The following is a 15,305-nucleotide window of genomic DNA, read 5'->3' as shown; positions in this document are numbered from 1 at the left end:
GAGCGCGTCCACCGCCTTGCTTACAAGAAAGTCGGAAGTTCAACGGCCGCGCGGACCGTTGAGTAATTCCTCAAGTCGGTTCGCCTCGGGAACGCCAAGACCAACTAACTCTGCCACGGTATTGTCCACATCCGCGCGAATTGCCGCGTCGGCGTCGATTGCCACAGGGTCCAGAATATGAATCCTTTCGACGATCTCGCACCATCGCTTACCGAACCCATGATCGACCCAGAATGACCGAAAGTCAGGATACGTCGCGAGCCAGATTTTCCCCGCTTGGACGAGCAGACCGAGATGCTCCGCGCGTGGCGCAACTTCCAAAAGGTTTAGCAGGACGAGGGCGACAAAGGGCGATGGTCCCGAATGAGTGAGCCGAGTCAAAACTGTTAGAAACGGCCCGAGCCGATCCACGCCCTTTTCGAGGAGATAGCTCTTCGTGGGTGCGACAAAGTTGTAGTCGTTAAAGAATAGCGTGGCGATCGCCGGGGCGATGCGCCTCTCAATGGACGTTTCCTTCGTGCCCTTCAGACGCTTCCATCCCCAGCTTTCCATCATGCGGTCAGCGAACCTCGATCGAACGGCAACAGCAACAGAAGCGTCCACATTGCCGCCGCCGAAGTAGACCGAGTCAAAGCTCCGCAACAGATCGACGAGAACATCGAAGAAGTTCTGCTCCGGTAGCGCTGAAATCGGTGTCACAAGATATGCGACCTCGGTCGCGCTGAGACCGACCGTGCAGCGAGCAGTCAGCGAAAAGAAGACGCTATTCCACTCCGATGGTGTGTCGTCAGCTTCCTCCCCGTCAACGAGGTCGCCACCATTCGCGGCAATCGTCCACGACATGTAGGCATTAGCCACATCGCGAAACCATGGGAACTTGTCTGCGTTGCCAAGCCTCTGCACCTGGCGGAGCCACAGCGCCGCCGTTTGGTGGTAAACCTCTTCTTCTGACGGCAGTTCTTCAGCTTCGAGCGGATCTTCAAACTGCATAGGAGCCACGGGCAATCGAAGACGTCGTCTGGGACGGATGTGCTCCTTGGGAAAAACGGGCCAAGCAGGCTCGGGGCCAGCCCCTTCCAGCCAGACGATTTCCGCATCAACGGCGGTTGCTGCAGCCGCCTTCTGCCGCTCGCCACGGGCCGCCTCCTCTTCCTCAGAAATATCCCACTTGCGGATGGGAACGATGCATGCACGAAGCGCGCAGCGGAGAAGTGCCCGAGGCAGGCGCTCATCGACTCTCAACAGTGCTTCGATTGCAGCGCCGAAGCCGTGAGCAGCCGCATGGTGACCTTCCGCCGCCACCGCGAGCAAGGCCTTCACATCTTCTTGAGTGTTCCAGTGGGCTAGGGCATGGATCAGTCCGGTATAGGAGATTGCGATCGGGTTAAAGCGAAGGCCAGCTCGAATTTGATGTACAGGGTCGTGGCCATCGGACGCGAGCGCGTCCTGCAACCGGGCACGCGCCCAATCGCCATGCGTGTCCCGCAAGCTGGTATCCCCGTCTCGCATTACCATCATCGCGGCTGCAAGCACGGCCTCCCGCCGCATATTTGGCGACGCGTCATTGCTATCATCGTCCGTCGACGCCGTAGGTTCTGGAGCGGGACCGTTGGCCCAGGCTACTGCGGCTTGAAGTTGATCCGGCGAGAAGCGGGAACGATTGTCGATCCCAAGAGTGATCGCGCTCTGCATCGCGAAGTCGGACGATTTGGCTGCCGCAGCGTCCCGTAGCGCTTGCAGGTGATTCTGTTCTGCAGCCGGAGATATGTACTGGCGCGCCTTCACTGTCGAACCATCCTTACGCTGCACATCGACCTCATACCAGTTTGCTGGATCGGCGAGGTTCAGCGCATGCAGGACCATGAACTCGGGATTGCCGAGATTGGTTTGAGCTCCGGCAGGTCCCAAGCGATCAGCCGCATCACGTAGCAGTTCCGTTAGCTTTTGCAGTTGCTCCGGCTCGGTCGACAAGGCGTAGTTGCCGATCAGCCCATCTAGCGTCATGCGCCTGGACAACCGTTTGTTCAGCTCGGCGGCACTGACCGTACCACGCGGTTCGGTCTGTAGCGCTTTCAGCCCGAAGAAATCTGGGGTCTCGAACTGATCATGAACCTGTCGCGTATGGTCCAGGCATAGGAGTTCGGGGCATCCAAGAAACTCCGCAGCTGACGTGGCCGACTTTGGCCAATGCGAGATGATCAGGTCCACCGCAACAAGCAGATAGGCCGCGCATGATTCTGGTGGCCCGAGCACATCTTTCAGAACGGCATCGAAGGGTTCACCGGCGTCGATACGTTGATGGGCCCATGCTTCCAAGGCCATAAGCGCCGACGTTATGGCGTAGTAGTTGCTGTTCCTAGACCAGAAATAGGTGCCTGTCCAAGGAAAGGCACGTGCGCCACCCGCATACGCCAGCGTGATCGCGTTGTCGCCGGCATCACGGCCACGGGTGCCGTGGGCGATGGCATGGCCCACCAAGCGGTGAATCAGCGAGAGCCCGTCCGCCGGCGAGTGCAGCAGTAATTCGAAGAATGGGCCTTGCGCCGGAGAGGCTGGAAGAAACTCGTGATCGACGAATGTGAAGGCCTCTTCACGCTCGTCATGGAACCGACGATGCCGGGGGCGCGGTTTTTCAATCAATGCTTGCTCGGTCAGCCTGGCCAGCTCAGTGGGCGCCGCTTGTGCCAATGTCCCACGCGACTTCAGGATGCTTCGGACCAAGTCGTCGTTGTGCTCGCCTTGCGCAACGGCCCGAAGATATTCGCCGGCCAGATCGGGGGTGGTGCGAGCGAACATGATGAATCCGCTGCGCAGATCCCGCCGGACCGACTGGAATTGGTCGCGCTCGAGGCCCTCCCAGAATCGAGGCTCTTCATTCGGGCCGGTCGGGCTGTTCCTCGGTTCGATCAATCTCAGCCATCGGTACAGCTGTCGCGTTGTGAGCGGCGTGATGGCCGTGAGACCGAGCGTCCCAATCGAAAATCCGGTATACAAGTCAACCACTTCTGGAATAGCTTCGGCCGGAACGCCGTCGCCGATGCTCAGGAGCCACAGTACGAGAGCGAGCCAGGCGGGACCCTTAGGTATCGTCATGCCCGCCGGCACGAGATTGGGATCGACGCCGGCAGCGGCGAAGGCCGTCGAAGCCGGCACAACTTCGACGGCCATGACCGTGCGAAGGAGTTCGCGGAGCAGCAACGCCTGATTGGCAAACAAGACCGGCTGGACGCGTGGTAGGACGGCCTCGGCCGCTTCAGAACGGGCCAGTGCAAGCGTGGCCGCGCGCCTCCAGGACTTGTGCGCGCCGTCACCACTCAAGCGCTCCAAAAAGCTATGCCACTCCGAACCATCTGTTGCGCGCTCAGCCATCATCCTGGCAGCCAGCTCGATGCCGCGCGCGAAGGTTGCAACTGCAGGGCGCTTCAGGTCCAGCCGGTCGATGAGACTGACATCAGCACGCAGTGCGCAGGCAATAGCCCATTCGCGCAGCACGTCGTGGCGGAAGGAGACGCGGTCCGGGCCCAGGCTGCGCAATGTGCCGCTGTGAACCAATTCATCAATAGGCTGTGCCGACTGCGTACTGACATCAAAACCATCTGGTCCCGTGAGCGTCTGCCGGGCCAGATCGCTCAATAAGCGAGCCCGATCCCGCCATCCGGTGTCACGCTCGCCATCAGCCGTGGACCACCACTGGCTGGCCATCTCCGCTTCGGTGTGCGGCAAAGGGTCGATCGCAGGCATGCTTGCGACGCGAGCAAGCCGGAATAAATTCCTCGTCACTTGTCGGGCGGGATGGCTTTCGCTAAGCAATGGGCTCAACGCTGGATCGCTGTTTGCGAGTTGTTCGATCTCTGCCTTACTCAACGCATCGATCATCACCGGAGACGCGCGCTTCAATTTATCGAGCGCGTCCTCTGGCAACCAGCTGGGTTCTTCCACACCAAACTCAGTTCGAGCAGTGGCGAGAACCGATACACCAGGGACATCCGCGGCGGCTCGGAGCATGTCCACGACGGTGAGACGTTCCTCGCCGCTGAAAGAGTCAAGATTGTCCACAAACAGGATGGCGCCGCCGTTATTGGCAAGCTCGACCAAAAGCTCATGGGCGGTACCATCAAAGCCGATCTGCGCACGCATGGCTGTCCAGCCGCGCGGAACGCAACGACCAGGGCTCAGGACGAGAACCTGCCCCTCTGTCTGCAAAGACTCGGCCACCTGACGCAACACACCAGACTTGCCCACGCCAGCGTCGCCGCGAAGTTCAACATAATGTCCGGCATCAAAGGCCTCGTGCACCGCTGCCACGCGCTCATGTCGCTTAAGTACGACCTTGCCTACACGGTTGTCGATGTCAGCGAGCGCTTGGCGGGCATGTTCAGCAAGGGCCGCCCGTGCGCTTATGTGCCGCCGGTCTGCGGCGAAACGAAATCCGCGAGGATGCAGGGACTCCAGAAGCGTCGTGCGACTTCTATCCCCCCCGTTCTTAGCTACGCTGATGGCTAGCTCGACAAGATTCCCCCAGAACGCGTCCACTCGCGAAGCATCGTCGGCATGCAACGTCCGGAGTGCCCGCTCCCGAACGAGGTCCTCCGATGCGGAGCCAAGTGCTGTGAAGTCGAAAGTGAGAATCTGAAGTCGGCGTAGCAAATTCCAGGTCGTTTCGTCATCGTGAAGTGCTCCCTCTTCCTTAAGGTGACCTTGGAACGTTTTGACGAAAGTCCTCATGTCGTCGTTTGCGACACCAGGAAGCTTGAGCTGCGAGACGAATGTCTCCGCATCTCCGATTTGTCGTGCCAGTGCGAGCACGTCCTGATACGGACCATCTATCTTGCGCGACCCTCTGGCAGTAGCGATTGCCAAGCCATACTGGGTTGACCAAAAATCCGGGCGGCGCACGGCCTCGGCAATCTGGCCAACAACCTTTCGGAACACTGAGTCCGCAGGGGTGAACGTGATCGTCCGCTTGACCTGTATTTCCAGCACCGCAGGTCTTCCGAAACCATCGACTGCATGAACGATCACGTCGTCGAGCGGCCGCCCGGTGTTCGCTTGCTGAAGCGCAATTCGATCAATCGTTGTACCGGGAAGACCACGTGGCGGTGCTCCACAGAGCATTGCGAGCAGATAAAACGCCGCAATCTGACCTTCAAAGTGTGCTCCAGCAGGCCCACTCGCAGCCGTACTCGTTCCCTGTTGATCAGTGATGCCAACATTACCCTCGGATTGAGTCTTTTCCATAGTTATATTTCCATGTCGGCTAGGAGTCGCAGTTCTTCCGCTCGATACGCTAGTGGCCCCTCACGAACAGCAGCTCAACCGCAGCTTTACCCCCTGCAGGAAGGCTGCCGGCGTCAAATACGGGGCCATCAAGCATCCTCGGCCAGGTGATTTTCAATTTCTTCCACAAACGGCGATGAACGCCCCGCGGTGTGCACCAGATGAACCTCAGACTTGGCCCGAGTAAAGCCTACGTAAAACAGTCGGCGCGCCTCGACGACCTGCTGCGGACCAACACCGTTGCGTGGTAGCCGCCCGCGGTCCATACCAAACATAAACACCACATCGAACTCCCTGCCCTTTGCGCTGTGCAGCGTCGACAGTGTTAGCCGATTCAAATGCTCGCCGTCGCCAGCCAACTCGCCCAGAACCATATCCGCACGATCTCCCACCGGAGCAATCCGAGCAGCGAAGACAGCCAGAGTGTCCATCTCATCCCTCAGCGCAGGGCATTCGGAGGCGAATGGCTCGATCACGTCCATCGACAGTCTTGCAAGCCAACCATGTAGGTTCAGGTTCGCATCCCGGCTATCCCACAGCGCGGCAATCAATCGGCGATGAAAGTCCATCGCCTGTCCATCACTATGTATGGACTCTGCGAACAATCGCCGCCCCTCCTGCACCAGGAGAGCAAAACGCGGCCTCCCCGTTCGCCATCCACCACAACACCATTGGCCGCATAATTCCAACCACTGCATGATGCGACTGGAACGTGGATACAGGGCGTTGCCATCTGTGCGCACGATTGGTATGCCGGCAGCTTGCGCCGCCCCGGCTATGGCATCGCCGATCCATGCGGCCGGATAAAGCACTGCAACATTGCGGTAACTGAGCTCCGGGTGACGCGTCAGCGCCTGCGGCAGCAACTCGCCGACAAGGCGGGCCGCTTGCTGTTCATAGGTGCCGCCAGTCGGGTGAATGTAAACCGTTCCCTGCGCCGCAGCATCAGCCGCCTCGTAGTCACGCTCTTCACCCAAGGCCACGCGCGACGCCACTACGATACGGTTTCCACTGCGGTAGTTCAGCCGCAGGCGCACAGTCTCCACGTCGTCGCGCTCTGACAGTCTGCGGAGCAAATCAGGGCGAGCGCCGGTGAATCCATAGATCGACTGATCAACGTCGCCCACGGCAAAGAGCCGCATGCCCGCTCGAAAACACAACCCCATCACCATGCGATGCAGCGCTACACCAAGGTCCTGGTACTCATCGACGACAAGCACGGGATATTTGGCGAGCAGCGCCCGCTGCAACCACGGGTTGTCACGCAGCGCTCGCACCGCCAGCAAGGGCATGTCATCGAAGTCGATCAGGCCACGGCGACGTAGCTGTGCTTCGTAGGTCTCCACAAGGCGCGCAAGCTCCGGATCGGTATCACGCCATTCTTGACTGTCGCGATTCAAGATTAATCGGCGATAGTTGCCAAGCCGGAATTCCCAGTCTTGAGGATTGCCGGGCGCTTCGATCGTGAGGTTCACCGCTTCGGCCAGCGCCGCCTGTCGCTCAGCGCGGGTCGCCACACCGAAGCCCTCAGGCAGACCCAATCGGGCAACCTTGGCATAGGGTAAGAGGATCTGCGTAAGCGAGAAGGAATGCACGGTCCCGACAAACACACGTCCACCCGACGCTACCCCGAGTGAAGCCAGCCGATCTTCTAGCTCGCGCGCGCATTCATTGTTATATGTGATGCAGGCGATGCCGCGTGGTTCCGGCACGTCCTCCGCGAGCATGCGCGCCAACTTTGTCACGAGCGTCTTGGTTTTCCCGCTCCCGGGCCCCGCCAGCACGACGCAATGGCCACGGGACTCGTATGCCGCCCATTGCCCCGGGTTGCGCTGGAGTTGCGCAGCCGCCCGCAGATAGGCCGCGCGGTCAGACACGGTCGACCACGTAGGTAATCGCGCGCGCAATGTAGGGCGGCGGCGCGATACCCTCTATGCGAGAGGCCAAGCGCTGCGCGAATCGCCCCTTTCCGACAGCTTCGATCAGCTTGAGGTAGTTCTCCCGCTCCAAGGACTCTGGGTCATCTTCCCATTGGCTCACCCAGGCCTGCCGCTCCTCGCTTAGACTTTGCTCTCGGAGTGTTTCGATAATCGCCTCAGTGAAATCCTCATCGCGAAACACATCGACTTCCAATGTATCGACGTTGGTGAAGACCCCATACATCTCACATCGGTCAGAGAAATCGTTGTAACTCTCGATCCTCTTGAGTTCCCCGATGAGCTCCTCTTGGTCCTCGCTTGTTCGCGCCTCTTCAACCGTCTTCACGAGCCGCCACGAGCGGTTGTAACCGAGAGGTCTCCGGTTTTCCTGCGGATCCCAATCTGTCACGACCGAAAACGGGATGCCCAGCGCCGCAAGGAACTTCGCATACGGCGTGAAATTCGTGCCCGCGACCGAACATACCGTGATGCCGAGATGATCGAGGTCGTGCCCCATCGAGGCGGCAAACACTGGCAGCAAGAATTTCTCTGCATCCCCTTCGACCAGGACGATCCCCCGAGCGAACAGCATCTCGGCGCGCGTCACGTCCAGGTACCGCGCCAAGTCGTCCTCCTCGTCATCGGTGAGGTCGATCGACGCGGCCGAGGCCGCAACGGTGCCCTCGTTAGGCGTGTCGCGCAGAAGCACCAGGGAGCGCAGAGGCGCGACACTCGCAATGTGCGGGGAGTGGGTTGTCAGGAGTAGCGAGAGAGGTTCGTTCGCCTCCTCGCCCGCAAGACCTTCGAATAGATGGCGATATACAGAGCGTTGCAGATGGGGGTGCAAGTGGGCCTCTGGCTCCTCGATCGCCAGCAACGTGTGGTCGCGCCGGTTTTCGCTCATCAGCTGGCGAAGCTCCAGGGCCTTCAAGGTCAGGAAGGCTACATTGGCCGAGCCGAGACTGGCCTCGCTAATCGTGCGCAGGCCGCCATCGATCAGTAGGCGAAGATTGCGGAACAGGCGTGTCACGTCGGTCGTGCCGAACCCCAGGCCGGGTTCGATATCCTGCTTGGGACCGCTCATCGACGCAAACAGTTGCTGCAGGGCCTGCTCCAGGTTCTGCACCGAAGGGAAGTCCGCCAGTCGCCCCGTCGCTGCCTGGACGGCATCGCGAACGCCTTCAAGGTCTTCGCCAGACACACCTGCAAAAGCCCGTTCGAGCAAGGGCCGCAAGGGAGAACGGCGCCATGTCGCCAGATCGCCTTCAGCATCGCGCAGCGCCGGCAGGAGGTCCATAGCAATGCGCCGGCGAACTTCATGCCCAAACCGTTTCGTTTCGACCTCACCGCCGAAGCAGATGAATTCGTAGTCGTCGTCGCATTCCGGCGCCCCCTCTAACCCAGGAATCGGTCGAAATTTGTAGGTAAGCCGCACCGTGTGCGGATCGTTGTCAAGTCGAAAGTCCGTGAGCTGGGCGAGAAGGTCAAGGTCGTCCTCAAACTCCTGCAATTCTACGGAGACAGTGATTTCTTCATCTTCGAGTGGCTCTCCCAACCCATCCCAGAAATCGCCCTGCCCAAGCTGTCGACCGCTGTCGGGCAAGCTCGGATCGAAAACAAGTCGCAAGGCATGAAGCAGATTGCTCTTGCCAACGCGGTTCTCGCCGACTATGACGATGTTTCCATCTACGACGATGTCCACCTCGCGAAAGTTGCGAAAATTGCTAACGTAAATTCTTGTGAGTTTCATGCCCCATCTCTTCTTGAATTTTGTCTATCGAAGCCGGCACGGCGTGGCAATGAGATGTTCCCCCCGCATTTGCCGCTACACACGAATAGGCAGAGTGACCTTCGGCTGAATGGGCACCAACATCTTGGCGTAAGCGCGCAAAATGTCGTTGTACAGGTCTGCGTGCTTGGGCGCCTCGACTGTGATAATTAGCGCGTAGCGAATCTTCTCGGCACTCGTGGTCGGCCCGCCGGCCTCACGTGCGTTGTAGTGGATGTCGAACACGGGGTTATCCAGACTACTGCCACGCATGGACTTGTTACCGTGCAGGACCGTCTCCCACTTACCCATGTCTGAACGACGCTCCTCTTCCGTAGCGTACTTCTTCATATCGAAGAAGCCCTTCGTGTCCGCGTTGTTCTTGCCTTCCTTGACCTTCTTGTCGCTGGGCCGGAACACGATTTCCAGGCCGGCCCGCGTATAGGCAACGGCATCCTGTGGGTCTGTCGGCGAGGCATAGCAGAAGGTCGCCTTCAAGCGAATGTTGCCTTGCAAACCACCGGCAGGCAGAGGAAGTGACGCGCGCAAATACTTCCCCGGCTTCAGCTCGCCCTGATAGACCACCCGCGCCACGCCGGTTGGGCACGTAATGACATCCATCAAATCTTCCGGCACCTTGCCCCAACCCACTTCCAGCTTGTCGTGTGCGGACGAGTCCGCAGCGTGCACAAGTAAGGCCTTGATAGCCAGCGGCGACAATTCCGCGCCGAGGATCGCACGTACACCGACGGCATTGCGCAACAGATACGGTGACGCGAAGCTCGTGCCCAATTGCGGCGCCAACGTCGGCTTTGTGCCTTCAGCAAGCACATGGAAATATTTGGAATTGGTCGCGTCGCCGCCAAAAGCCATGAGATCCGGCTTTACTACGCCAGGGCTGCGGCCTGGCCCAATGGCGCTGTAAGTTGCACGTGCCCACGTCTTATCCACGTTATTGGCAGCGCCCACCGCCAGCGCATTGACGCAATCCGCTGGCACCTGTACGCGGGCATTACCCACTGACCGGTCCCTTTCGCCGTTGTTGCCAACGGCTACGGTCATCAAGGTATCGCCATCGCTGAGCAGATCATCGATGACTGAGGTCCAGGCATGCACGTCCTCGTCCTCGATAGGAAGATCCGGTCCCAAGCTGAGATTGATAAACTGGTACTGGCGCGACAACAACACTTCTTCCACCAGCCCCAGCGTGCGGTATAGCTCCAAGGGATCTTCCGATTCGGTTTCTCGATCGAGTACGCGCAGGTGATCGACGTAGGAATATGGGCGTGCCGCAGTGCTGTTCGGCGCAATGGGGCCGAACAGAAATGCCGAAGTCACACCAAGCCCGTGCTCCAAGCCACCCGGATCATCAACTGCATTTTCATCCAGCACGCGATAACTACCCAACCACGGTGCAATGCTGTGCTGCTCAGGCAGACCGCCGTCGAGAATGGCCACCTTGGGCTCGGACGACAGTGGCTGTTCCGTCGGCAAATTGCACGCCACGGACACACCCGCGGAGCGCTGCACGGGGCGCATGCCACGTAGCTTCGGCATTGGACGAATAACGCGCACAAACGAGAATTCGGCCAAGCGCTTGACGCTGTCGTGCTTGCCCTCGACGGGGAGGAACCACAGATTGCCCGCGCTGAACGCCAGTTCGGCATGGATCGTCACGCCGACCTCCGCCGCATACTTTGAAAAGGCGCGTTGGACGAACTGGTCATTGTCGCCGGGAAGCAAATGGAGGCCAACCTCGAAGAACCGATCCTTTTTCTCACCAAGAGAAACGATGCGATCCTTCGGCTCGAGCGCAGAAAACCTCTCGATATGCGAGAGGTCTTTCGCTTCGTTGGACCCTTCTTCCAGTTGCCCGGCCCAATCCTTCAAATGACGGAATGCCTGGCGCTGGCCGACCACGAACAACTCTGTGGTGGTCGATTCACGCGGCGGCCCCTTCTTGGACCATGCTTCCGGCGTGAGCTTGACCGCCCGGCTGCCGACCGATTCGAGGCCCGCGCTGCGCAACAAAGCCACCGGGAAGAATGACCGTGCAATGTAGCTAGGATTGAGTGTAAGGCGCGCCACACCCAAGTCCCCCGGGCAAGCCTTGGCAGGCAAGTTATCGAGGCTCGCAGAGACGTCGGCGAACTGCGGCGTCAACCGCGTCCTCGCCTGCTGCAACGTGTACACCTCGGCCTTGTCCATGCCACGCTTGGGACCCTTGATTTCGTGGGTCAGAAGCTCTCCCCGCCCGATCAGAAAATTGGTCTGACTCATGCCTCACGTCTCCGCTTTCTGGGAACGACGGCCGCCCCGTCGGTGTTGTACTTGCGAATGGTGTCCCGACTCACCCCAGTGAGGTCCGAGATGCTGTGCTGGGACAGGCGCGTTTGCTTTGCCAGCAACACCGCCATGTCGATACGACCTTGTCGATCCAGCGACAAGACGCGCGCCTTGATGAACTCTTCGACCAGATCGACATCCGACGTCGTCCCCAGCGCCACAGCGCGCCGAAAGCGCTGTATCTCGCGCTCGATATCGCTGAAGGACTGGCCACGAAACGCAAAGACCAGAATCTCGATCCAGCGAGCGAACAGCGCGAAGTCCGGCCCGAGAAACCGTTTAACGGCTTCCTTGACTATCGCCGGCTCCGGCACCTTGAAGTCCACGACCAAGTCGAATCGTCGCCACAGCGCCGGATCAATCAACTCAGGGTGATTGGTGGCGGCCAGCAGCAAACCTGTGGCGGGCCACTCATCGACCTCCTGCAAGATCACGGTCACCAGCCTTTTGAGTTCGCCCACGTCAGCGTCGTCGCTGCGACGTTTGGCGATTGCATCGATCTCGTCCAGCAGAAGGACACAAGGTCCGCGCTTGGAGAAATCGAGCGCTGCACGCAGATTGCTACCACTGCGACCCAACAAGCTACTCATGACGGCCGTGAGATCGAGCACATACAGCGGCATGCCCAGTTGGGCAGCCAACCAACGCGCCGTCAGTGTCTTGCCCACCCCAGGCTGGCCGACAAAGATCGCGGAGCGTGTCGGGGTAAGGCCCAGCGCGGTAAGGCGTGCTGCCTGCTTGCGCTCCAAGATCAGTTGCCCAAGCGTCTCCTCCAACTCAGGCGACAACAGTGGCGCCTCCCGGTCTGACGAGTCCTTAAACACCTTCAAGAGCGACAACCGCGACTCATCGTCCACCGGCAGCACCTGCTCAGGTAGTGGTGGCGCAGCCGCTTTGCGCAGGGGCGCCCCAGCCCGGTGCGGCTTGGCGCGGAGGAACAAGTCCACCTGCTCGGCCAACTCCGGCTCGGTCCCCCGGTATTTTCTGACCAGCCGCGCAGCGAACAGACGCACATCCTCCGTCTGCTCGGCCAAGGCTAGGCGAACAATCTGGGCTAAATCAGCCCTCAATCCACTCAATTCGCCCATTTATGCACCAATACATTGATTTATAACGGTTTTTTTTGACACAAAACCGGACTAAATGTATTGTCTCACACTTCTTGGACGCCTGTGAAGGCGATCACTAGTTAACACACCGCCCGAACCCACATCCCACCGAGCACAGGCTGGAAATGCGCGAAAAGGCAGGTGCCGCCAAGCCCCAGTACCAACGACAAGTCGGATTGTGCGGAAGATCGCTTAATTGTCTGCGCCGCGAGGCTTCACCGCCTGCGGCTTGCTCGTCCGCCGAAATCTGCGATCCCCTGCCATAAACGCCTCCAGCATGTGCGGGATCAACGTCGTGGCATCTACCGCTTCACCATAGGTCTGAGCGTGCAGCGCTGCACAGTGACCGAGGTCAGCCTTTAGGCTCGCCGAGCACGTAAAACTCAGTTTGATGGATTGGGTATGCCGTTGCGCACGTCGTTCACTGCGCGCCGATACGAGCTTCGCCCGGTCTGCCGCATAGGCGTCAATCGACTTTTTCTTCTGTCCGGCCCCAACGCCCGATGTGTGCTCGCGCATCGAATCGACCTAGACTCGGCCGAGACGGATGGGACGCGGCCGGGAAGTTCAAAGTCAAATGAACGAAACTGCCGCCAGTTCAAAGTTAAGCGAACCGTGGGTTCAAAGTTGTCTGAGTAACGTGCGAGGAAGGCGCCGTTTTACCGACAAGAGCGGTTCAGAGTTCAGTGAATCTGGCAACTCGCCGCGGCGTTGCGAAGCGCGCTCGAAAGGACTCGACGATTGCAGGGTCAACTGCCACTGGCATGTCGAGGAGTCCATGATCACGAAACCAAGCGAATCGGTGCCGACCGTTTGAAAAAGCCACTTCGCCGCGGCTCAAGCCGATCTCCGGTACCTGAATGGGGCGATGCAGATTTGCCGCGAGCCACTTTCCGAAGAATGCATAGCGATCATCCTGGCCGCCCTTGCCACCGGGCCCAACATAGAGACCCTTATCGTGCTGCCACGACACATCGATCGCATTGACGGACACCCAAACGATGGGATCAGCAGGGATGCTGTGTGTCCATACCAGCTGTTCGAAATTCACTTTCATTGCCTTTCAAAAGCGCGGTCCTTAGATCCGCAGAGATGATCACGACCATCATGGCGCGAGCGGATCGTCGTGTTCTTTGCCAAACTCTGCGATATCGGGCTTTCACCGTAACCTGATCGCCGTTGATACTCCCACCCGCTTATTGGGAAACGAGTGCGATATGGGAAACTGAATTTAGCGTTCGCCGACCGTTCGCGAGGGCGCGGCGGTCATCATCGATGAATATGCAATGAAGTGTAACAAGATTGTATCTCTCTCGACCAGCAAAGCTGCATTGATGTCGCGGTGCCGTCCGTCGTGTCACGGTGTCACCCGCGGTCGTCCATTGCGGGCAGTCGAACTCCGTGGATAATTGCACATAGCAAGTGCAATACGGAGCCGTGCAAAATGGACCAGGTAATGCGCATGAAGGATGTCGTAAAAAAGATCGGCCTATGCCGTGCCACCATCTATGCCATGATCAGCCGCGGCGAATTCCCGCGCCCCATCCGCATCGGGGAACGCGCAACCGGATGGCGCGAGTCAGAACTGGAATCTTGGCTTGCTAACCGCACTTCGGCCCGAGAGCGATCGGCGCCAGCGCTGTCGCAGCGCCGTTGATTTGCCCGTCGGTGACATCACCATGATTCAATTGCCAGCATTGTTCCCCGGCATCCTGCCGAACCGCATCGGCAGGCATAGCACAGTCTCGTCCCTTCGTCCGGCGCTTCGTCAACCTCAAGCCTGTAGTCGAGGAAAAGCTCTTCGCCGGGCGCAATTGCACTCGAGGCGTAGATGAACACGCGGTCCTCAATCTCGATCGCCTCGCAGTTGGCACCACATGAGTGATTCAGCCAACGCGCGCTGTTTCCCCCGCGCCCGCCGTCGATGACACGTCCGTCGGATAAACCAAAGAGATACGTGTGGCCAGATGCGCCTCGTTTCCCGTACTGCCTGATGGCCGTTCTCCAGGCGATCCGCTCGCCCTTGTATTCGAATATCCTCTCGCCCGCTTCCAAGCTCCGCAATGCGAATACCCCCCCGCCCGTGCACGGACGAACGCCTGACTACCACACGTCGCTGCATGACCCACCTGCCGTCCTTTCTACGTGGTCGAAGTATAGGCTGGCAATTTGTGATCTAGGTGTACTTCTTGAAGTACTTGGCCATGTTCCATATTCCGACCACGATAATCATCGATACCGGCCAGAACAGAAGGAAGATCGGTAGAGGTACCGGCGCCACGAGCCAGACGATCGCGGTCAACGGGACGACGCCGAACGTCAACAAGTGCTTCGCGTAGTGATAACGCGTCGCCGACTCATGTCCGCCCTGCGCACGTCTCACGTGCCGCGCGACCAGACCGTCAGCAAGGGCAACAGCAATCGCGAGCACGAGCTGCGGGGCCGTCATCAGGAGCATTGTGATGCGAACCCCGAAGAGCTTACTGCCGTACATGGCGACAACAAGCGCCTCGCGCGTTGCGCCGGAAAATGCCGGCCGCAGAAACGAACCCAGACCTTGTGATGGCAGGACACCTGCCTCCCATGCCCGCGCGGACGCATCAATGCCGGTCCAGCCGAACCAGCACCAGTACACGGAGTCCGCCGCCCGCGCTGCCAGTCCTGGATCGGTTGTCTCATTGAGGTAATAGCGCAGAAGCTCCCGCATCCCGCTCACCGGATCGTCGCGCCACAACAAGTGGGCCGCAGCTAGATCGGCCACCACCGCGAGCATGCTCGCGAGTAGCAGCCAGAGCGACGCGTGGATCGCAAGATCGATGACCCAGAAAAATGACTTCACTCCGTCCGCATTGCCATCGCGTTTCTTCGCGGCCATGGTCGTTCCTG

General features: G+C 59.4%; 9 protein-coding genes and 1 pseudogene. 1 reads left to right on the top strand and 9 read right to left on the bottom strand.

Annotated elements, in window-relative coordinates; translation table 11 throughout:
* Positions 1-39: 39 nt before the first annotated feature.
* From VOM14_RS13725 to VOM14_RS13695, 7 genes are all read right to left on the bottom strand, one after another.
* Positions 40-5,238 (bottom strand): ATP-binding protein, encoded by a 5,199-nt coding sequence (locus VOM14_RS13725; protein WP_327629262.1) that lies wholly within the window; start codon positions 5,236-5,238, stop codon positions 40-42.
* A 128-nt stretch (positions 5,239-5,366) separates the two neighbouring features.
* Positions 5,367-7,154, bottom strand: coding sequence for an ATP-dependent helicase (locus tag VOM14_RS13720; protein WP_327629261.1), 1,788 nt, complete (start codon positions 7,152-7,154; stop codon positions 5,367-5,369).
* Positions 7,147-8,946, bottom strand: a complete 1,800-nt coding sequence (locus tag VOM14_RS13715) for an ATP-dependent nuclease (protein ID WP_327629260.1) — start codon at positions 8,944-8,946, stop codon at positions 7,147-7,149. Before VOM14_RS13715 ends, VOM14_RS13720 begins: the two co-directional genes overlap by 8 nt.
* Positions 8,947-9,021: 75 nt before the next feature.
* Complete coding sequence (locus VOM14_RS13710; protein WP_327629259.1) at positions 9,022-11,244, bottom strand: S8 family peptidase; 2,223 nt, start codon at positions 11,242-11,244, stop codon at positions 9,022-9,024.
* Positions 11,241-12,398, bottom strand: a complete 1,158-nt coding sequence (locus VOM14_RS13705) for an AAA family ATPase (protein WP_327629258.1) — start codon at positions 12,396-12,398, stop codon at positions 11,241-11,243. The genes VOM14_RS13710 and VOM14_RS13705 overlap by 4 nt, the downstream gene beginning before the upstream one ends.
* Before the next feature lie 213 nt (positions 12,399-12,611).
* A complete protein-coding gene (locus VOM14_RS13700) occupies positions 12,612-12,812 on the bottom strand; it encodes a DUF2274 domain-containing protein (protein WP_327629520.1) in 201 nt (66 codons plus the stop codon).
* Positions 12,813-13,095: 283 nt separating this feature from the next.
* The gene (locus VOM14_RS13695; protein ID WP_327629257.1) at positions 13,096-13,476 is read right to left on the bottom strand and encodes a hypothetical protein; all 381 of its coding nucleotides are present in this window, start codon (positions 13,474-13,476) and stop codon (positions 13,096-13,098) included.
* A gap of 387 nt (positions 13,477-13,863) precedes the next feature.
* Between VOM14_RS13695 and VOM14_RS13690 the strand changes: the two genes are divergently transcribed.
* The gene (locus VOM14_RS13690) at positions 13,864-14,076 is read left to right on the top strand and encodes a helix-turn-helix transcriptional regulator (RefSeq protein WP_327629256.1); all 213 of its coding nucleotides are present in this window, start codon (positions 13,864-13,866) and stop codon (positions 14,074-14,076) included.
* A 17-nt stretch (positions 14,077-14,093) separates the two neighbouring features.
* Here VOM14_RS13690 and VOM14_RS13685 read toward each other — a convergent pair.
* Together VOM14_RS13685 and VOM14_RS13680 are read right to left on the bottom strand one after the other, a co-directional pair.
* Positions 14,094-14,541: pseudogene (locus tag VOM14_RS13685) on the bottom strand (SET domain-containing protein).
* A 54-nt stretch (positions 14,542-14,595) separates the two neighbouring features.
* The gene (locus VOM14_RS13680; RefSeq protein ID WP_327629255.1) at positions 14,596-15,294 is read right to left on the bottom strand and encodes a DUF4400 domain-containing protein; all 699 of its coding nucleotides are present in this window, start codon (positions 15,292-15,294) and stop codon (positions 14,596-14,598) included.
* Positions 15,295-15,305 lie beyond the last annotated feature (11 nt).

The sequence above is a fragment of the Paraburkholderia sp. MPAMCS5 genome (assembly GCF_036016995.1).
Classification (GTDB): Bacteria; Pseudomonadota; Gammaproteobacteria; order Burkholderiales; family Burkholderiaceae; genus Paraburkholderia.
Note: the sequence above shows the minus strand (reverse complement) of the source record. Positions and strands in the feature narration are given on the sequence as shown.